Source organism: Agreia sp. VKM Ac-1783, from assembly GCF_900177765.1.
Lineage (GTDB): Bacteria > Actinomycetota > Actinomycetes > Actinomycetales > Microbacteriaceae > Agreia.
In genome coordinates, this window is the sequence record NZ_FXWI01000002.1 from 882,037 (window position 1) to 899,899 (window position 17,863).

The window sequence follows — 17,863 nt, forward strand, 5'->3', positions numbered from 1 at the left end:
CGGGTCAGACGACGGCGGTCATCCCACCATCGACGTAGACGATCTGTCCATTGACGAAGTCCGAGGCACGCGACGAGAGGAACACGAGCGTGCCCACCAGATCTTGCGTGTCGCCCCAGCGACCGGCCGGGGTGCGCGTTCTGACCCACTCGCTGAAGACCGCGTCGTCAACGAGCGCCTGGGTGAGCTCGGTCGCGAAGTACCCGGGCGCGAGCGCGTTCACCTGCACTCCGCTCGGTCCGAGATCGGCGCACATCCCCTTGGTGAGCATGGCGATGCCGCCCTTGGTCGCCGCGTAGGCGGCGATACCCGGCCGCCCGAGCTGCGACTGCACCGAGCCGATGTTCACGATCTTTCCCGAGCCTCGACGCACCATGCCGCGTGCGACCCGCTGTCCGACGAAGAACGCGCTCGACAGATTCGTCGCCACGAGATCGTTCCAGTCGTCGGCGCTGAACTCGGTGAACGGCGCCCGGCGTTGGATCCCCGCGTTGTTCACGAGGATGTCGACGTCGCCGAACTCCCGCTCGATCCGAGTGACCCCCGATTCGACGGCGTCACGATCGGTGACGTCGAACGTGGCGGTGAAGATCTCGACATCCGAGGACGCCAGAACCACTTCGCGGGCCGCGTCGAGAGTGGCCTGGTCACGACCGTGCAGTACGACGCGCGCGCCGGCGGTCGCCAGGCCTCGGGCGAGCGTGAGGCCGATGCCACGGCTCGAACCGGTGACGAGGGCGGTACGGCCCGTGAGGTCGAAGAGGTCTGTCATCGGGAGTCCTTTTTTGTGTGATTCGAGCCGGGTGCAGATCATGGAGTGTGATCGTCAGCGCGAGGAGCGAGCAAGGTGTTCCTTCTTCGAGACCATGGCGGTCGGGCGGGTGCGCACGTCCTCCTCGCTGTCGAGCACCGCGTCTTGCAGCCTCGTCAGGTCTCGTCCACGCGTCTCGGGAGTGATGAACGTGGTGCCGAGCGTGATGGCCGCAAGAACGAAGACGTAGATCGCGAGCGGCAACCATGCTCCGCCTGTGATGGCGATGAACCACGCGCCGAGAACGGGGGCGAGGCCTCCGGCCAGCACCGCACTCAATTCACGTGCGGTGGCTACACCGATGTAGCGGTGACGGTTGCCGAAGAGCTCGGGCAACATCGCGCACTGCGCGCCGAGCATCGTGTTGACACCGAAACCGATCGCGACGGCGATCACGATGATCACGATCACGGGGTTGCCCAGCGACAGCAGCCACCAGCCCGGGAAAGCGAGCACGAGCAGGAACGCGGCTCCGAATCGGTAGACCGGGAGCCGTCCGAACCGGTCGGACAGGTGGCCGGCGAAGGGTACCGAGATCATTCCCACCAGAGAGCCGACCGCGACGGCCAGCGGTCCGATCCACGCGCCGATGCCGATGGTGCCGACCACGTAGCTGACGGCCAGCGTGTTGAAGAGGTACGAACCGCCGTTCTCCGCCATCCGCAGACCGATGCCGCGAAGTACCGAGGGGAATGAGCTGGTGAAGATCTCTTTCAGCGGGCTGTCTGCGACCTGCTCCTGCTTCTCGAGCTGAACGAAGGTGGGGCTCTCGCGAAGCCGGAGCCTGATGAACAAGGCGACGCCGATGAGGACGATCGAGGCGAGGAACGGGATGCGCCATACACCGGCGAGCAGCACCTCTGTCGGCAGGGTGCCGAGATAGACGAAGACGCCGGCGGCCAGAAGCGTTCCGGCCTGAATGCCGATGAACGGTAGGGCGGCGAAGAAGCCGCGGCGACGAACAGGGGCATACTCGGCCATCAGAACGGTCGCTCCCGCCTGTTCAGCACCGGCTCCGAAGCCCTGCAACAGACGCATGAGCACCAGCAGAATAGGAGCCCAGATGCCGACCTGCTCGTAGCTCGGCAGAACGCCGACGAGCGTAGACGCTCCGCCCATCAGAGCGATCGTGACGAGGAGAACCCACTTGCGACCGAGACGGTCTCCGATGGTTCCGAAGAAGATGCCGCCGAGCGGACGCGCGATGAAGGCGACGCCGAACGTGGCCATGCTCGCCACGACGCCCACCGCGGGATCGAGATCGCTGAAGAAGACCTTGGAGAAGATGAGCGCCGAAGCCAGCCCGTAGAGAGCGAAGTCGTAGTACTCGAGCGCGCTTCCCACGCTGGAGGCGAGCGTAGCTCGACGAAGATTCGCAGCGTAGTCGGGATCGTCGGATGCCCTGGCCGGTGTTGCTTGATCGTGTGTAGTCACGGTTGTTCCCCTCGCTCGGAGACACCCCACGCGGTGCTCTACGAGAAGTCACCGTTGATTTCGAGGCGTCGACCTCAGCGGGCTGCTTTGCCCGCCGAAACCGACGCTAACACTCCGCTGAACAGAGTTCAACATTCTGAACGAATTACTTTTTGCTCACTTTGTGCGCGGTCGTCACGCGACAAGCAGAGGACGCGTCAGTTCGTCAGCGGCCACACGCAGGGCATCGAGAACGCCATCGCGCTGCTCCTGGGTGTCTCCCGGATGCACGAGAGACGCGCCGATACTGAACGAGGGTTCGCCCACGCGACTCGACGGGATGAGAACGGCGAGACCGAGCACACTGAGGTGCACTTCTCCGTCGTCTATGGCGTATCCGCGCGTTCGCGTCTCTTCGAGCTTCGCCTGCAACGATTCGAGGTCGGCGGTCGATCGATTGGTGAGCGTCACGAGGTGGCTGGGCTCCCTAAAGAGTGCTTCGATGCGCTGCGGATCGAGCTCGGCGAGCAGAGCGGTGCCCACGGCGGTCGCGGATGCCGGATAGCGGTCGCCCACACTGGCCGAGAGCGGAAACCTCTCGCGCCCCTCGTACACAGCCAGGTACAGAACTCGCGCCCCGTCGAGCATCGCGATCTGCACGAGCTGAGAGCGCAGCACCTCGGACTCCTCGCAGATGCGATAGAACTCGCGGATCTGATCGAACCCGGCCAGATACGCGCTACCGAGCTCGACAGCGCGCCTACCCAGAAGAAAGCCGCCCTCCGTGCGTCGCACGAGACCGCCCTCTTCGAGGGAGGCGCACAGATTCGACGTGGACGACTTCGCGATGCCGAGTTCTCGCGCGATATCACTCAGGGCTCTGGCGCGCCCGGGCGTCTCGGAGAGAAGATCGAGGATCTTGACGGCCTTCACGACTGCCGGAGCGAGCGCAGCCTTGTCGGCCTCGGTGTCTGGAACGGCCATCGTCTCCCCTTCGACTCGGACTCGCGGCCCGTCGGCTAGTAGAACTCGACCGTATCAACCCGATTGATCAGATCTTCGCCGTCGAGATAACGCCGCGCGTTCTCTGCGAAGAGTTCGGCGATGAGCCGGTCCTCTTCAGAGTTGACCGCAGCGGTGTGCGGGCTCACCAGCACGTGAGGCGAATCCCAGAGCGGGCTGTCTCCTGAGAGCGGCTCGGACGCGAACACGTCCAGCGCCGCGAAGCCGACTCGCCCATCGGCGAGAGCGGCGACGAGGGCGTCTTCGTCGATGACGGTGCCACGACCCACGTTCACGAGCGTGGTACCGGGAACGACGTTCGCGAGCACACGGGCATCGATCATCTTCTCGGTTGCAGACGTTCCTGGGAGCGTGACGACGATTCCGTCGACCCGAGCGACGACCTCGGCCAGCTCATCCGGATGCACGATTTCGTCGACGTGCTCGACCGGGGCCGAGTGCCTGCTGGTTCCGACGACCTTCGCGCCCATCGCCTTCAGCTTTCGTGCGGTCTCGCGACCGATGCTGCCGAGACCCACGACGAGAATGGTCTGCTGGCCCAGGTGCTTCATGTTCCACCGGTCGGTCCAGCGGTGCTCGCGCTGCTGCTCCTGCAACCGCGGGAGAGTCTTGGCGCCCGCGAGAAGGCCGAAGACGGCGAACTCGGCGAGCGGGCCGACGTGCACGCCGGCCGACGAGGTCACAGCAACTCGATCGAGCTGCTCGTCTGTGAGGCCTGCCCTCTTGACCTGGCCACCCACGCCAGCCGGCATGCCCTGCACCCAGCGCAGGCCCGGGTTCGCGTCGGCTGCGCGCTTGAGCGCAGTGGCCGATTCGTCGGGCAAGCCATAGAGCGCCTCGGCACTGTCGATCAGAGACTCGAAGCGCTCCTGCTGCTCCGGGGTGCGCTCGAAGGAGGGGTCTCCCGAGTGGTCACCCGGGAACCGCATCAGGGGCAGAAGCTCCTGGTCGCGGATGAAATCGATGCGAGGTTCGCGCGCGACGACCATGTCGATGAGCTCTTCGCTGATCGGGGTGGCCGCTACCACGCGGAGTCGATTGTCTTCTCGAGTCACGTCACAGTCCTTTGAAATCCGTAAGCTTGTCTGAACGTCAGTCTATCCAGCTATTCACCATTGTGAACAGTGTTCTATATGCTGTTCATATGTCAACGGCGCATACAGCCTCTTCAGGTGCAAGCAATTCTGATACCCGGCCCTCGATGGGAATGATCGGTCTCGGCAACATGGGCGCCCCCATGGCCGTGAATCTTCTCGCCGCCTTCCCCGGTTCACTCACCGTCACAGCCCGCTCCCGCGATCGGGCCGCCGCCGTGTTGACGGCAGGCGCATCATGGGTAGACACTCCGGGTGACGTCGCCCAGGCGAGCGACGTCGTCATCCTCATGGTCCCCGACCTTCCTCAGGTCGACGAACTCCTGTTCGGCGAGGGGGGCATGGCCGAGGCGCCGACCACCTGCGTGGTCGTCGTCTGCTCGTCGGTCTCACCAACCGGCATCCGCGCGACCGATGAGCGTCTGCGGCGCCAGACCGACGGCCGCATGCGCATCGTCGACGCCCCCGTCTCGGGCGGCACAGAGGGCGCGGCGGCAGCGACGCTGTCGATCATGGTCGGAGGCGCCGATGCCGATGTCTCCCTCGTCGTGCCTGTTCTCTCGGCGTGCGGCACGCCCGTTCACCTCGGCCCCCTCGGCTCGGGCGACATCGCCAAAGCCTGCAACCAGCTCATCGTCGCCGCGACGATGGCGGCCATCAGCGAGGCCAGCGTCATCGCCGAGCGTTCGGGGCTCGACCTCGACGCCCTGCTGACGCTGCTTCAGGGCGGGTATGCGGGCAGTCGCGTTCTCGAGACCAAGAAGAACAGGCTCGTCGAGCGCGACTACTCCCCTACAGGCGCGGCCCGGTACATGGTCAAAGACCTGTCGTTCGCCCACGCGGCGGCCGTCGAGACGGCCACGGCCGCGCCGGTTCTGGATGCGCTGCGCAGCCAGTTCGACGGCCTCGTCGCAGCGGGTCTCGGAGACGACGACCTCGCCGTCATTCACCGCTATATCAGAGGCCCCGAGTAACCCCGTTGGCTACGCTGTAGACGACGGAACAACACCTAGGAGACCAGACAGTGTCAGACACTTCAAGTTCAACGGCCACCGCCAACATCGGCGTGGTCGGCCTCGCCGTGATGGGGTCGAACCTCGCCCGCAACCTCGCCAGCCGCGAGGGCAACACGGTCGCCGTGTACAACCGCTCTCCCGAGCGCACCGACCTCCTCACCAGCGAGCACCCCGAGGCCGAGTTCGTGGCCTCCAAGACGATCGAGGAGTTCGTGGCTTCACTGCAGAAGCCCCGCACAGCGATCATCATGGTGCAGGCGGGCAAGGGCACCGACGCGGTGATCAGCCAGCTCTCCGACCTCTTCGAAGAGGGCGACATCATCGTCGATGGCGGCAACGCGCTCTTCACCGACACCATCCGCCGAGAGAAGGCCGTGCGCGAGCGCGGAATCAACTTCGTCGGCGCCGGAATCTCGGGAGGCGAAGAGGGAGCTCTCAACGGCCCCAGCATCATGCCGGGCGGTTCCGCAGAGGCGTACGAGACCCTCGGCCCCATCCTCGCCTCGATCGCCGCGGTCGCCGAGGGCGAGCCCTGCGTCACCCACGTGGGTACAGACGGCGCCGGCCACTTCGTCAAGATGATCCACAACGGCATCGAGTACGCCGACATGCAGCTCATCGCCGAGGCCTACGATCTGATCCGCCGCGGCACCGGCTACTCCCCCGCCCAGATCGCCGACGTCTTCGCCGAGTGGAACACCGGCGAGCTCGAGAGCTACCTCATCGAGATCACCGCCGAGGTCCTTCGCCAGGTCGATGCCGAGACGGGCCGCCCGCTCGTCGACGTGATCCTCGACCAGGCAGGATCGAAGGGCACCGGCGTCTGGACAGTACAGACCGCGCTCGACCTCGGCATCCCCGTCTCGGGCATCGCCGAGGCCGTCTTCGCCCGGGCCCTGTCGTCCAAGCCCGCCCAGCGCGCCGCATCCAGCAGCCTGCCCGGTCCGAGCGAGACCGTGGCCGTCGACGACCCGGCCGCGTTCATCGAAGATGTGCGGAAGGCGCTCTACGCGTCGAAGATCATCGCCTACTCGCAGGGTTTCGACGCCATCGTCGCCGGCGCCGAGCACTACGGCTGGGACATCAAGAAGGGCGAGATCGCCAAGATCTGGCGCGGCGGTTGCATCATCCGGGCCCGCTTCCTCAACCGCATCACCGAGGCGTACGCCGAGAACCCGGGCCTCGTCGCCCTGGTCACCGCCCCGTACTTCACCGAGGCGATCGCCGGAACGCAGGACGCCTGGCGCCGGGTCGTCGTGAGCGCGGTTCAGGCCGGAATCCCGACCCCCGCGTTCTCGTCGTCGCTCGCCTACTACGACGGCCTGCGCGCAGACCGCCTGCCGGCATCCATCGTGCAGGGCCAGCGCGACTTCTTCGGTGCGCACACCTACAAGCGCATCGACAAAGAGGGCACCTTCCACACGCTGTGGTCGGGCGACCGCACCGAGATCGAGTCCGAGGGCTCCTCGCACTAGCCGACACGAAAAAGCCCCGTGCCTGCTCTTCAGCGGGCACGGGGCTTTTCGTCGTCTACAGCACCTTCGAGAGAAACGCCTTCGTACGATCCTGCTGAGGGTTCGTGAGCACCTCGCGAGGATCGCCCCGCTCGACCACGACGCCGCCGTCCATAAAGACGAGCGAGTCGGCCACCTCCCTGGCGAAGCCCATCTCGTGCGTCACAACGATCATCGTCATTCCGTCTTTGGCGAGCTGCTTCATCACATCGAGAACCTCCCCCACGAGTTCGGGGTCGAGCGCAGACGTGGGCTCATCGAACAGCATCAGCTTCGGATCCATCGCCAGAGCGCGCGCGATGGCGACCCTCTGCTGCTGCCCGCCCGACAGAGAAGCCGGGTAGGCCTTCGCCTTCTCGGCGAGCCCCACCCTGGCGAGCAGCTCGAGCGCGCGGGCAGACGCGGCCGCCCGGCTCTGCCGCTTCACCTGCAGCGGCGCCTCCATGATGTTCTCGAGAACGGTCAGGTGAGGAAACAGATTGAAACGCTGGAACACCATGCCGATGTCTTTGCGCTGCGCCGCCGCCTCCTTTGGTTTCAGCTCGTAGATCTTGTCGCCGCGCTGGCGATATCCGATCAGCTCGCCGTCGACCGTCAGCCTGCCTCCATCGAGCTTCTCCAGGTGATTGATGCAGCGGAGGAACGTGGACTTGCCCGAGCCGGACGGCCCGATGACACACACCACCTCGCCGCGGTTCACGGTCAGAGAGATGTCTTTCAGCACGGTGTGCGACCCGAACGACTTCACGACGCGGTCGGCGATCACCATGGGTGTGGATGCGAGGGGTTCGGTCATGAGGATCGGCCTTCCGTCGAGGTGCCCGGTTGCGCTTCGACCGGAGCGGTCGGGGTCGCGCCCACGAGAACGGTCGGGTTCTCCTGGCCGGGGCCGACGTCGACGAAGCGCGATCCGCGGGCGAAGCGACGCTCGAGGAAGTACTGTCCGACCATCAGAAGAGAGGTGAAGAACAGGTACCAGATCGACGCCACGATGAGCAGCGGAATGGGATTGAACGTCTCTGCCGAGATGTCTCTCGTGCGCGTGTAGAGGTCGGTCGACAAGGGCACCGCCGTGACCAGCGAGGTCGTCTTGAGCATCGAGATCACCTCGTTGCCCGTGGGCGGGATGATCACCCTCATCGACTGCGGAATGATGATGCGACGCATCGTCTGCGACCACGACATACCGAGCGCGGTCGACGCCTCGCTCTGTCCGGGGTCGACCGAGAGCATTCCCGCCCGCACGATCTCTGCCATGTAGGCGGCTTCGTTGAGAGCGAGGCCGATCACGGCGAGCCAGAACACGCTGATGGCGTCTTGGGTCGTCCAGCTGAACAGCACATCCGAGCTGAAGGGCACCCCGACCGAGATGGTCTTGTAGATCGTGGCGAGCAGTCCCCAGAAGACCAGCTGCACGTAGACCGGGGTGCCGCGGAAGATCCACAGGTAGGCCCAGGCCACCGACTTCAGCACCGGATTGGGCGACAGCCTCATCACGGCGAGAAGCGTGCCGAGCACGATCGCGCCCACCATAGCGAGCACGGTCAATTCGATCGTGACGAGCGCCGCCTGCGAGACCCGCACGTCGAAGATGTACTTTCCCACCGCCGGCCAGTCGTACGCCGGGCGGAAGAACGCCGCATCGACCACGAACAGCACGACGATGAGGATGATGACAACGGCTACGACGTTGCGCACCGGGTGCCGGAGCGGGATCGCGACGATCCTCTCCGGCTGGCCGGAAGAACCTGTGGTCTCCATCCGAGCTACTCCGTGGCGCCGTTGATGTCGATCTTGTCGATCGCGCCCTGCTCGACGCCCCACTTCGAGAGGATCTCCGTGTAGGTGCCGTCGTCCATCAGCGACTGCAGTGCGGCCTGAAGCGCCTCGCCGAGCCCCGAGTCCTTGGCGATCGGCATGCCGTAGAGGAAGACGGAGTAGACGTCGCCCGAGGTGACGAGCTTGCCGTCCGACTGTGCGACCGCGTACTGCGTCACGGGAGAGTCAGCCGACATCGCGTCGGCGCGGCCGAGGCTGACGGCCGCCGTCGCGTCGTCCTGCGTGTCATAGCCGAGCAGGTCGATCGGCTCCTTGCCCGCGGCGACGCAGGCGTCGGACTTCGCGGGGCCGTCGTCGAGGGCCTCCGTCGTTCCGTTCTGCACAGCGAGCTTGATGCCGCAGGCGTTCTCGGGATCGACCTTCTTGTCGGCCAGGGACGCCCATTGGATTCCGGCGGTGTAGTAGTCGATCATGTCGACCTGCTGCTGGCGTTCCTTCGTGTCGAAGAACGACGACAGTCCCAGGTTGTACTTTCCGCCGGTGATCGACGGAATGATGTTGTCGAACTTGGCGATCTGGTAGTCGGTCGTCAGGCCGAGCTTGGCGGCCATCGCGTCGGCCAGCTCGATCTCCCAGCCGGTCGGGTTGCCGTCGGCGTCCTTGAACTCGTTCGGAGCGTAGGTCGCGTCGGTGCCGATCACGAGCTTGCCTGCCGATGCGATGTCTTCGGGAAGGAGCTTCGCCGCGGCGTCATCTTTCGCGACGGCAGGCGCGGTGCCGCTCGACGCGGGCGCGGTGGGCTCGTTGTTCACGCATCCCGTGAGCAGGAGGGCCGCGCTGGCCAGCAGCGCGACGGGGACGAGTCTGATCGATTTCATTGGAGCCTCATTCGGTGTGGTGATTTCAATGATGGTGATGGTGGTGCGGGAACAAGAAGCAGAGTGCGGGATGGTGCCATCAGAACACCCGTCGACCCCGAACCCAGGTCTCCCGGGTGCGGGTCTCGGAGATGAACTCGGTCGGCGCGGCGAAGGGATCGCGATCGACGACGACCAGGTCGGCGTCGAATCCTTCTGCAATGCGGCCGGCCGAGTCGTGGCCGTTGATGCGGGCAGAGCCCGAGGTATACGACGCCAGCGCCTGCTCGAGGCTCAGCGTCTGCGAGGGATAGAAGGGGCGGGGCGTGTAGTCGGCGTCGTCGGGTGGAAGCGTGCGGTTGACCGCGACGTGCAGGGCAGCCCAGGGATCGGGCGTCGTCACGGGCCAGTCGCTGCCGGAGGCGAGGCTCGCACCGGCGTTCGCCAGGTCGGCGAATGGATACTGCCACGACGACCGCTCCGCCCCGAGCACCGGCAGGTTCAGCTCGACCATCTGCGGCTCGAAACTCGCCCACAACGTCTGCAGATTCGCGGTCACGTCGAGCTCGGCGAATCGAGCGATGTCGTGTGGATGCACCACCTGCACATGGGCGATATGGTGCCTGTTCGCGCTCGGCCCGTTGCGCCTGCGCGCCTCGGCGAAAGCATCCAGTGCCTCGCGCACCGCGCGATCACCGATCGCGTGAAAATGAACCTGAAAGGCGAGCGCGTCGAGGGCGGCGACGTAATCGCCCAGCACGGCGGGGTCGACGAAAGACAGTCCCGACCCGAGTCCGTCTGCGCCGCATCGACACCCGGAGGGCACGACGTAGGGATCGATCATCGCGGCCGTCTGGTTCTCGGGAATGCCGTCCTGCATGATCTTGATGCTCGAGGCGGCAAAACGTTCGTGCGCGAGTTCATCGCGACGCGCAACGAGTTCGGGGATCTGCTCCGCGCCTCGGTTGCGGTCCCACCACAGCGCGGCCACGACACGAGCTGTGAGGTCGCCGTTCTTCGCCGCACGCAGATACACGTCTCCCGTGTCGCTGTGGTTTCCGTAGTCGCCCACAATGGCGTCCTGCCAGCCGGTGACTCCGACCGAATGCAGATAGCTCTGTGCAGTGAGCAGCGCGGAGTAGTTGTCGTCATCGGTGTCGTCAGGGATGAACCGCGAGACCAGCAGTCGTGCGCCTTCTTGCAGCACCCCGCTCGGCGAACCGTCGACGTGTCGCTCGATACGGCCGTCCGTCGGGTCTCGGGTGCTGCTGTCGATGCCCGCCAGCTCGAGCGCTCGAGTCGATACCCAGGCGCCGTGGTGGTCGCGGTTCGCGAGGAACACGGGTCGTGCGCCGACGACGTTGTCGAGATCGGATGCCTGCGGCACGCCTCCGGGGAACGCCGCCAGCTGCCATCCTCCGCCCAGAATCCAGGGCAGATCGGGGTTGGCGTCTGCGTACGCGCGGATGAGGGAGAGGTACTCGTCACGCGTCGACGCCGACGACAGATCGCAACGCATACGCTCGAGGCCGCCCTCGACGGGGTGCACGTGCGCGTCTGTGAATCCGGGAAGGAGCAGTCCACTCTCCAGGTCGATCCTGCGAGTGCCGGCCCCGACAAAAGCATCGATATCGGAACCCACCGCGAGGATGGTCTTGCCCGAGATCGCTACCCGCGTCGATGCGGGAAGCAGTCGGCTGCCGTCGAACACCGAGCCGTTCTCGAAGACAATGTCTGCATGACTAGTCACTTCTGGCGCCCTCCGATATCCAGAGCATAACTCACCGACGGCGACGGAATCAGTGCCGTAATGAAGTGTTTACAACCTGGATCCGCAGCTCGTGGCACTGGATGAGAGACTAGAGCGCAGATGTCCTCTTACTCAGACGAACCAGAGCTCTCGGGCTACGTTCCGCATGGCGAACGGCCCCTTCGGAGTGTGCGCATGCGCCGTGCGATGCGCATCGTCGTGATCATCGGACTCATCTGCCTCGTGCTGCCGGGAATCCTCACCACGGCGAGCTTCAGCCACGCCACTGCGGAGCGCGCCTGCGCGATCATCGCACCGTACCAAGACCCGTCGACGCAGGGATCATCGGCGCACTTCGAACTCTTCGGCGAGGGAGGTCTCGGATGGCAGTGCTACACCGTGGGTGCCTATGGCGGCGACCGCAATGTCGCGCCCCTCGGGCTCTTTCCCTCGATTCCCACCAGGCCCGAGCCCGGTCAGCCGACCTAGCCCAGGCGCGTGACGACCTCGCGCGCCGAGGGGTTGGTGGCGCTCGTGCCGTCGGGGAAGATCACTGTCGGAACCGTCTGGTTTCCGCCGTTCAGCGACGCGACCAGCTCAGCGGTTCCTTCGACCTCTTCGATGTTGACCTCGGTGTAGCCGATGCCCTGCTTGTCGAGCTGAGTCTTGAGGCGTGAGCAGTACCCGCACCATGTGGTGGAGAACATGGTGATGGTACCGGCGTCGGGAATGTAGTCCATGCCAACGAGCCTACGCTCGAAAAACGATCAGGCATCCCCGTCGAACATGCTCGTCACAGAGCCGTCTTCGAAGACCTCGTGGATGGCGCGCGCGATGAGCGGTGCAATCGGCAGAATCGTGAGCTTGTCGAATCGCTTCTCGACCGGCAGGGGCAGGGTGTCGGTGACCACGACGGAGTCGATGAAGTCGGACTGAAGGATCTCGGATGCCGGGTCGGAGAAGACGGCGTGGGTCGCCGCGACGACGACGCTCAGGGCGCCCGCCTTCTTGAGCGCTTCGGATGCCGCCACGATCGTTCGGCCGGTATCGATCAGGTCGTCGACGAGCAGGCAGACCCGGCCGCTGACGTCTCCCACGATCTCGTGCACCGAGACCTGGTTGGGAACGAGCGGGTCGCGACGCTTGTGGATGATGGCGAGCGGCACACCGAGCTTGTCGCTCCAGATGTCGGCGACGCGGACGCGGCCCATGTCGGGCGACACGACGGTGAGCATCGACGGGTCGAGAGCGGTGCGCATGTGCGCGAGAAGCACAGGCATTGCGAACAGGTGGTCGACGGGTCCGTCGAAGAATCCCTGGATCTGCGCGGCGTGCAGGTCGACCGACATGATGCGGTCTGCGCCGGCGGCCTTGAAGAGGTCGGCGACGAGGCGGGCCGAGATGGGTTCGCGCCCACGGCCCTTCTTGTCTTGACGTGCGTATGGATAGAACGGCGCGACGACGGTGATGCGCTTCGCCGAGGCGCGCTTCAGGGCATCGACCATGATGAGCTGCTCCATGAGCCACTCGTTGATCGGTGCGCTGTGCGACTGGATGACGAAGACATCGGCGCCACGCACGCTCTCGTCGTAACGCACATAGAGCTCGCCGTTGGCGAAGGTGCGGGCATCGGTGGGGAGCAGATCGGTTCCGAGCGCTGCCGCGACATCGATGGCGAGCTGCGGGTGTGCGCGACCGGATGCGACCAGAAGGCGCTTCTCCCCGGTGGAGGTGATGTCCGACAAATTAGTCTCCACTCTGTTGAGGTGCGCTTTGTTCAGATGCATGGTCTTCAGCGGCGATCGCCGCGGCGGTTCCCGGTCGGTTGGTGGCGACCCAGCCTTCGAGGTTTCGCTGTGGAGCGACATTGATGGCCAGGGCCCCGGCGGGCACGTCCTTGCGGACGACCGTTCCGGCGCCCGTATAGGCTCCGTCGCCAATTCTAACGGGGGCGACGAAGACGTTGTGCGATCCGGTGCGCACGTGCGAACCGACGATCGTCTTGTTCTTGTTGACGCCGTCGTAGTTGGCCGTGATGGTGCCGGCGCCGACGTTCGACGCGACTCCCACGGTGGTGTCGCCGATATAGGAGAGGTGCGGCACCTTGCTGCCCGCTCCGATCGTGGAGTTCTTCGTCTCGACGAACGTGCCGATCTTGCCGCCGGCCTCGAGGATGGTGTTCGGGCGCAGATACGCGAAGGGGCCGACGCTGGCACCGGCACCGATGACCGACAGGGTCGCATCCGTGCGCTTCACCACAGCGCCCTCGCCGATCTCGCAATCGACGAGCGTGGTGTCGGGGCCGATGGTGGCTCCGGTCGCGATGACGGTGGCCCCACGGATCTGTGTTCCGGGGAGGATCTCGACGTCGTTGGCGATGGTCGCCTTGAGATCGATCCAGGTCGTGGCGGGGTCGTGAACGGTGACACCGGCGAGCTGCCATCCGCGCACGATCAGAGCGTTGAGCTTGGCGGCCGCGACGCTCAGCTGAGCGCGATCGTTGATGCCCTCGACGAGCCAGGGCTCGGAGACGGGAACGGCAGCGACCTCGGAACCCGCCTCGCGAAGGAGGCCGACCACATCGGTCAGGTACTTCTCTCCCTGAGAGTTCTGCGTGTCGAGCGAGGCGAGCGTGTCGCGCAGTTCGGAGAGCCCGAACAGGTAGACGCCCGCATTGATCTCGGCGATGGCGAGTTCAGATTCGGACGCGTCACGGTGCTCGACGATGCGCTCGAGCCGACCGTCGGCATCGCGCACGATGCGGCCGTAGCCGGTGGCGTCGTCGAGGAACGCAGAGAGGAGTGTGGCCGAGGAGGCGCCGGCGCGGTGGGATTCGATGAGCGCGGTGAGCGTTGCGGCATCGAGCAGGGGAACGTCGCCGTTCACGACGAGAACCTCGCCGGTGAAGTCGGCCGGGAGCGCCGCGACGGCCTGCTCGACTGCACGGCCTGTTCCCGGAATCTCGTCTTGATCGACGATCATGCCGCCGGGCAACTGCTCGTCGATGACCTCGGCGAGCTGGTCGCGTTCGTGACGGACGACGGCGACCGTGTATGCGGCATCCATCTCACGTGCCGTCGCGAGCACATGGCTCACGATCGGAATGCCTGCAAGGGTGTGCAGCAGTTTGGGAGTGGTGGACTTCATACGCGTGCCCTGGCCTGCCGCCAGGATCACGATGGCCAGGTGGGAATCGGTCAATGCTCTGCTCCGGTTTCTGGCTGCGGCACGGCGTCCGTCGTCGGCCGCGGTGCGGTTTGCGTCGCCTCAACGATACCGGCAGCCGGCTCGCCCGTGCTGCACGAGAACCGTGCGTGCGCACCTCGCGCACGGCATACTTGCGCTATGACGCGAGGATTGGGGCCTCTGGCCATGGCGCTCGGCATCCTGCTTCTGTCCGGATGCTCGGCGGACGCCGGCACGCCCGCCCCGAGCCCCAACGCGGGCGGCCCGCAGGGCGGCGCGGCCCAGGATGACGCCCGCCCCGTGCTCGCTCCCGGCACGACAGCGGCAACCGGCACCTTCGTCGACACAGGCGCGGCGTCCGGTGCCATCACGGGTTCCGTCGCCATCACGGTGGATGACGAGGGCATCTTCCAGCTCGTGGTCACCGATCTCTCCGTCACCGATGGTCTCGCGACGCAGTTCACCCTCACCGCCGACTCGCTCTCTCCCGACGAAGCGTGCCTCGATTCCGATTGGCGCTTCGGTCTCGGGCAGGTGGATGCGGGCCACGACCCGGCCGCCGCACTCGTCTTCCCGATCGGCGGCAGCGACGGCATCGGCCAGGGCGATCTCTCGTTCATCCGTGAGGTGGTTCTCACCCGCGCACCGACCGGCGGCACCGTCGACAAAGCATGTCCCATTCCGATCGTCTCGCATGCGCCGCTTGTCTGGAACATTCCCGACATGCGTCCGGGCCTCGATGTCGAGGATTCGGGCGCCTCGGCAGGCGCCATGGGCATCGTGACTCTCGACAGCGATGACAAGCCCATCGCCTACACAGTCGCCCAGGGTGACACTCTCTCGGCCATCGCTCAACGCTTCGGCATCGCCCTCGACGACCTCTTCTACCTCAACCCGAGAAGGTCGCCGAACCCCGAAGACGCACAGGCCTTCACCGGTGAGGTGCTCAATCTCTCACGCGGCAATCGGTGACCTGACTGCCGGTCCCCGGGCACGCGAGATGTCCTGAGTTACGGGCACGGTCGCACGGTGGTCATCCTCTACTAGCCGGGCGAACCCGGGTGCGGGCATGGATCTCTCAGAAGGGGCAGTCCGCGAGGTCGTCGTCCGGTCCTGTCGATCCGGCCGCGACTTCGATTTCGGGTGCGGGTGCGGGTGCGGGTGCGGGTGCGGGTGCTTGGACGATGAGTTGTTTCGGTGCGGGTCGCATCCTGCCTTCCGACCGGACCGTGTACTGGTATCCGGCGGGTGACGTGGCCGTCAGGGTGTCGTCTCCGTTCTGCACGATCTGCCACCTCGTGTGGTGCTTCACCCTGTGATGCGCCTGACTCAACGGCGCCAGGTTCTCCGGAACGGTGTCCCCTCCGTAGGCATGGTCCTCGGTGTGGTCAACATCTGCCTGCTCCGATGGGACGGTGCATCCCGGGAACACACACGTCGGGTGTACCAACCTGGCGTGGTCGATCATCCTGGCGGTGGGCCGGTAATCCCTTGGGTCCGTCGTCAGGATGCGACCCGTGATCCGGTCGGTCAAGATGCGCCGCCACGAGGTCGCCTCCGCGGTCAGATGTGCTGCGGTGGCCGGGTCGATCGGTCCATAGCCGCGAAGGATGGCGGCCTCGTCACCAACCCCGAGCAGTGTCATCGCGGGAACCATGACGTGCACCCTGCCCCGGATGCCTCGGGTGGCTCCCGGAATCGAGGTTTCTCCGTTGAGCATGAGGTCGGTGAGGACATCAAGTTTCAGATGCGTCATACTCCGCGGGTCACCTCCCGCCCTGAGACCTGCCGCCAATCGAGTCGCCCTGTCTGTGATCGCGTGAATCTCGGGCGCCGGAGCGAACAGGGTGAGATACGCCATGCCATCCGCTGCGGGATCGACGTAGATACGACGTGTGCCCGCGGCCTTCTCTGCCCGTTCGACCGCGGTGGTGGGTTGGGCGAGTTCGACCTCGTGGCGTGCCTTTCGATCGAGTTGCTTTGGATTCACCTCTGTAGCCAGCGCTGAGAGCCTCGTGTCGTACAACACCAAGGCGTCGCCGTCGAGGCCGTCGGCGTGCTTCGCGATGACCTCGGCGTGTTCCCACGACACGACCCCCGCAGTTACTGCGGCGAGTGTGGCGGGGAGACGATCCACGAGAGCAGTGCTCGTGTCGATCAGAGTCGCGGCCCGATACTCGGTGCGGCGGGTGAGCATGGCGAGTTCGGTGAATAACTCGACCCTCTCGACTCGGGCCGTCGACCACACAGGACCACCCGTCGAGGTGTCAGCGGGTGCCTGCCTGTGCAGGTGGTTTCTCGCGTCGGTGACGCGTCTGGCCCTGATCGCAGACAGCCGGGCTATCTGCTGATCGAGAGCGGCGACCTCTTCGAGTGCGACCACGTATGGGTCGGGCTCGAGGAGCGGGATCGTGGATGTCATACCTGAAGTCAAACAGCAGCCACCGACACTGGTTTAGAACCCGCATTTGACCCTTGATCAGGTGATATCACTGTGGATAACTCCCAAATAGGCGCCCTGTGGAGGATTAGACGCCTCCTCCCACCCCCTTCGACAGGCTTAGGGAACGGGTCTCGATACGGCCGCGGACGGCCTACTCGACCAGCGCAGAAGGGCGGAACGGGTCTCGATACGGCCGCGGACGGCCTACTCGACTAACGCGGCCGGGTCTCGATACGGCCGCAGGCGGCCTACTCGACCAGCGCACGAGCGGGACTCGACCAGCGCACGTGGGTCTCGATACGGCCGCGGGCGGCCTACTCGACCAGCGCAGAAGAGCGCAGAAGAGCGCAGGTGGTCTCGACCCATGCGCAAGAGCCTCCACCGAAATAACGAGGCGTCATCCCGACAGCAGGAGTGCCCGCCTGCACCAGACCGTTCGCTTCAGCAGACGCCGACCTTCTCGGAGTCGAGGGGCCACCGAATGTCGAGCACATCGCCCGGCTGCACCTCGAGGTAGTTGGAGCAGCGGAAGTTCACCCGAACCACGTCGTCGACCTGCAGATTGAACCGAGAAGCAATAGCCAGCACCTGGTCTTGATTGGCCACCGTGTAGGTGTACTCGTAGTCGTTGAGCGCCACCGCCGCCCCCGTGGCGAAGGGTTGCGATCCCGAGTCGTTGACCAACGGTGTCGTCGCCGTATTGCCGCCATCGGTCTGGCCGCCTGCCGCATTCGGAGCGACGGGCGGCGCCGGCGGCTCGGGCGCGGGGGTCGGCTCCGGCGCCGGCTCGGCAGCGGGAGGCTGTGTCGGCGACGGCGTGGGCGTTGGAGTCACCGTGACGGCGGGAGCACTCTGCGTGACCGTGACGGTCGGAGCGGGAGCCGGCGCGGCAACACAGGCCGTGAGGCCCAGCATCACCGTCAGTGCAAGAAGAGCGAATCGCGGTCGGCGCGAGGCGTGGGTCATGAGTTCATTCT

General features: G+C 65.6%; 17 protein-coding genes. 4 read left to right on the forward strand and 13 right to left on the reverse strand.

Going from position 1 to position 17,863, the window contains the following annotated elements; all coding sequences use genetic code 11:
* Positions 1-4: 4 nt before the first annotated feature.
* From CCK87_RS09160 to CCK87_RS09175, 4 genes are all read right to left on the reverse strand, one after another.
* The gene (locus CCK87_RS09160) at positions 5-772 is read right to left on the reverse strand and encodes an SDR family oxidoreductase (RefSeq protein WP_086461067.1); all 768 of its coding nucleotides are present in this window, start codon (positions 770-772) and stop codon (positions 5-7) included.
* A gap of 54 nt (positions 773-826) precedes the next feature.
* A complete protein-coding gene (locus CCK87_RS09165) occupies positions 827-2,245 on the reverse strand; it encodes an MFS transporter (RefSeq protein WP_086461068.1) in 1,419 nt (472 codons plus the stop codon).
* Positions 2,246-2,419: 174 nt separating this feature from the next.
* Positions 2,420-3,208: an IclR family transcriptional regulator gene (locus CCK87_RS09170; protein ID WP_086461069.1), complete on the reverse strand. Its 789-nt coding sequence runs from the start codon at positions 3,206-3,208 to the stop codon at positions 2,420-2,422.
* A gap of 35 nt (positions 3,209-3,243) precedes the next feature.
* Entirely contained in the window at positions 3,244-4,302 is a 1,059-nt protein-coding gene (locus CCK87_RS09175) for a D-2-hydroxyacid dehydrogenase (RefSeq protein ID WP_249273800.1), read from the reverse strand.
* A gap of 146 nt (positions 4,303-4,448) precedes the next feature.
* On the opposite strand from CCK87_RS09175, the gene CCK87_RS09180 reads away from it, so the two are divergent.
* Together CCK87_RS09180 and gndA are read left to right on the forward strand one after the other, a co-directional pair.
* A complete protein-coding gene (locus CCK87_RS09180; protein ID WP_249273801.1) occupies positions 4,449-5,315 on the forward strand; it encodes an NAD(P)-dependent oxidoreductase in 867 nt (288 codons plus the stop codon).
* A gap of 50 nt (positions 5,316-5,365) precedes the next feature.
* Positions 5,366-6,832 (forward strand): NADP-dependent phosphogluconate dehydrogenase, encoded by a 1,467-nt coding sequence (gndA, locus tag CCK87_RS09185; protein ID WP_082466153.1) that lies wholly within the window; start codon positions 5,366-5,368, stop codon positions 6,830-6,832.
* A 55-nt stretch (positions 6,833-6,887) separates the two neighbouring features.
* Here gndA and CCK87_RS09190 read toward each other — a convergent pair whose 3' ends face one another.
* From CCK87_RS09190 to CCK87_RS09205, 4 genes are all read right to left on the reverse strand, one after another.
* On the reverse strand, positions 6,888-7,667 hold the full coding sequence (locus CCK87_RS09190) for an amino acid ABC transporter ATP-binding protein (RefSeq protein WP_086461071.1): 780 nt from the start codon (positions 7,665-7,667) through the stop codon (positions 6,888-6,890).
* Positions 7,664-8,632, reverse strand: a complete 969-nt coding sequence (locus tag CCK87_RS09195) for an amino acid ABC transporter permease (RefSeq protein ID WP_086461072.1) — start codon at positions 8,630-8,632, stop codon at positions 7,664-7,666. Before CCK87_RS09195 ends, CCK87_RS09190 begins: the two co-directional genes overlap by 4 nt.
* 5 nt (positions 8,633-8,637) lie before the next feature.
* Positions 8,638-9,528: an ABC transporter substrate-binding protein gene (locus tag CCK87_RS09200; RefSeq protein ID WP_086461073.1), complete on the reverse strand. Its 891-nt coding sequence runs from the start codon at positions 9,526-9,528 to the stop codon at positions 8,638-8,640.
* Positions 9,529-9,607: 79 nt separating this feature from the next.
* Complete coding sequence (locus CCK87_RS09205) at positions 9,608-11,257, reverse strand: amidohydrolase (RefSeq protein WP_086461074.1); 1,650 nt, start codon at positions 11,255-11,257, stop codon at positions 9,608-9,610.
* A 120-nt stretch (positions 11,258-11,377) separates the two neighbouring features.
* Here CCK87_RS09205 and CCK87_RS09210 point away from each other — a divergent pair, with 120 nt between their 5' ends.
* Positions 11,378-11,746 (forward strand): hypothetical protein, encoded by a 369-nt coding sequence (locus CCK87_RS09210; protein ID WP_086461075.1) that lies wholly within the window; start codon positions 11,378-11,380, stop codon positions 11,744-11,746.
* Here CCK87_RS09210 and CCK87_RS09215 read toward each other — a convergent pair.
* Genes CCK87_RS09215 through glmU form a run of 3 tightly spaced genes read right to left on the reverse strand, consistent with a single transcriptional unit; the run spans position 11,743 to position 14,458 of the window.
* Positions 11,743-11,997 carry a mycoredoxin gene (locus CCK87_RS09215; protein ID WP_086461076.1) on the reverse strand — a complete coding sequence of 85 codons (255 nt, stop codon included), beginning with the start codon at positions 11,995-11,997 and terminating at the stop codon, positions 11,743-11,745. The two genes, CCK87_RS09210 and CCK87_RS09215, sit on opposite strands and share 4 nt — an antisense overlap.
* Before the next feature lie 27 nt (positions 11,998-12,024).
* Complete coding sequence (locus tag CCK87_RS09220; protein WP_086461077.1) at positions 12,025-13,002, reverse strand: ribose-phosphate diphosphokinase; 978 nt, start codon at positions 13,000-13,002, stop codon at positions 12,025-12,027.
* 1 nt (position 13,003) lies between these two features.
* Positions 13,004-14,458 (reverse strand): bifunctional UDP-N-acetylglucosamine diphosphorylase/glucosamine-1-phosphate N-acetyltransferase GlmU, encoded by a 1,455-nt coding sequence (glmU, locus tag CCK87_RS09225; protein ID WP_086461078.1) that lies wholly within the window; start codon positions 14,456-14,458, stop codon positions 13,004-13,006.
* Between the two features lie 144 nt (positions 14,459-14,602).
* Between glmU and CCK87_RS09230 the strand changes: the two genes are divergently transcribed.
* Positions 14,603-15,415 carry a LysM peptidoglycan-binding domain-containing protein gene (locus CCK87_RS09230; RefSeq protein ID WP_086461079.1) on the forward strand — a complete coding sequence of 271 codons (813 nt, stop codon included), beginning with the start codon at positions 14,603-14,605 and terminating at the stop codon, positions 15,413-15,415.
* 106 nt (positions 15,416-15,521) lie between these two features.
* Here CCK87_RS09230 and CCK87_RS09235 read toward each other — a convergent pair whose 3' ends face one another.
* Together CCK87_RS09235 and CCK87_RS18245 are read right to left on the reverse strand one after the other, a co-directional pair.
* The gene (locus tag CCK87_RS09235) at positions 15,522-16,865 is read right to left on the reverse strand and encodes an HNH endonuclease signature motif containing protein (protein WP_086461080.1); all 1,344 of its coding nucleotides are present in this window, start codon (positions 16,863-16,865) and stop codon (positions 15,522-15,524) included.
* 462 nt (positions 16,866-17,327) lie between these two features.
* The gene (locus tag CCK87_RS18245; RefSeq protein WP_170927210.1) at positions 17,328-17,852 is read right to left on the reverse strand and encodes a hypothetical protein; all 525 of its coding nucleotides are present in this window, start codon (positions 17,850-17,852) and stop codon (positions 17,328-17,330) included.
* Between the last annotated feature and the right edge of the window lie 11 nt (positions 17,853-17,863).

Bases quoted from the DNA above. Each gene is read 5' to 3' on its own strand.
- CCK87_RS09160 (WP_086461067.1), bottom strand. From the start codon at position 772: ATGACAGACCTCTTCGACCTCACGGGCCGTACCGCCCTCGTCACCGGT.
- CCK87_RS09170 (WP_086461069.1), bottom strand. From the start codon at position 3,208: ATGGCCGTTCCAGACACCGAGGCCGACAAGGCTGCGCTCGCTCCGGCA.
- CCK87_RS09180 (WP_249273801.1), top strand. From the start codon at position 4,449: ATGGGAATGATCGGTCTCGGCAACATGGGCGCCCCCATGGCCGTGAAT.
- CCK87_RS09190 (WP_086461071.1), bottom strand. From the start codon at position 7,667: ATGACCGAACCCCTCGCATCCACACCCATGGTGATCGCCGACCGCGTC.
- CCK87_RS09195 (WP_086461072.1), bottom strand. From the start codon at position 8,632: ATGGAGACCACAGGTTCTTCCGGCCAGCCGGAGAGGATCGTCGCGATC.
- CCK87_RS09200 (WP_086461073.1), bottom strand. From the start codon at position 9,528: ATGAAATCGATCAGACTCGTCCCCGTCGCGCTGCTGGCCAGCGCGGCC.
- CCK87_RS09210 (WP_086461075.1), top strand. From the start codon at position 11,378: ATGTCCTCTTACTCAGACGAACCAGAGCTCTCGGGCTACGTTCCGCAT.
- CCK87_RS09215 (WP_086461076.1), bottom strand. From the start codon at position 11,997: ATGGACTACATTCCCGACGCCGGTACCATCACCATGTTCTCCACCACA.
- CCK87_RS09230 (WP_086461079.1), top strand. From the start codon at position 14,603: ATGACGCGAGGATTGGGGCCTCTGGCCATGGCGCTCGGCATCCTGCTT.
- CCK87_RS09235 (WP_086461080.1), bottom strand. From the start codon at position 16,865: ATGACATCCACGATCCCGCTCCTCGAGCCCGACCCATACGTGGTCGCA.
- CCK87_RS18245 (WP_170927210.1), bottom strand. From the start codon at position 17,852: ATGACCCACGCCTCGCGCCGACCGCGATTCGCTCTTCTTGCACTGACG.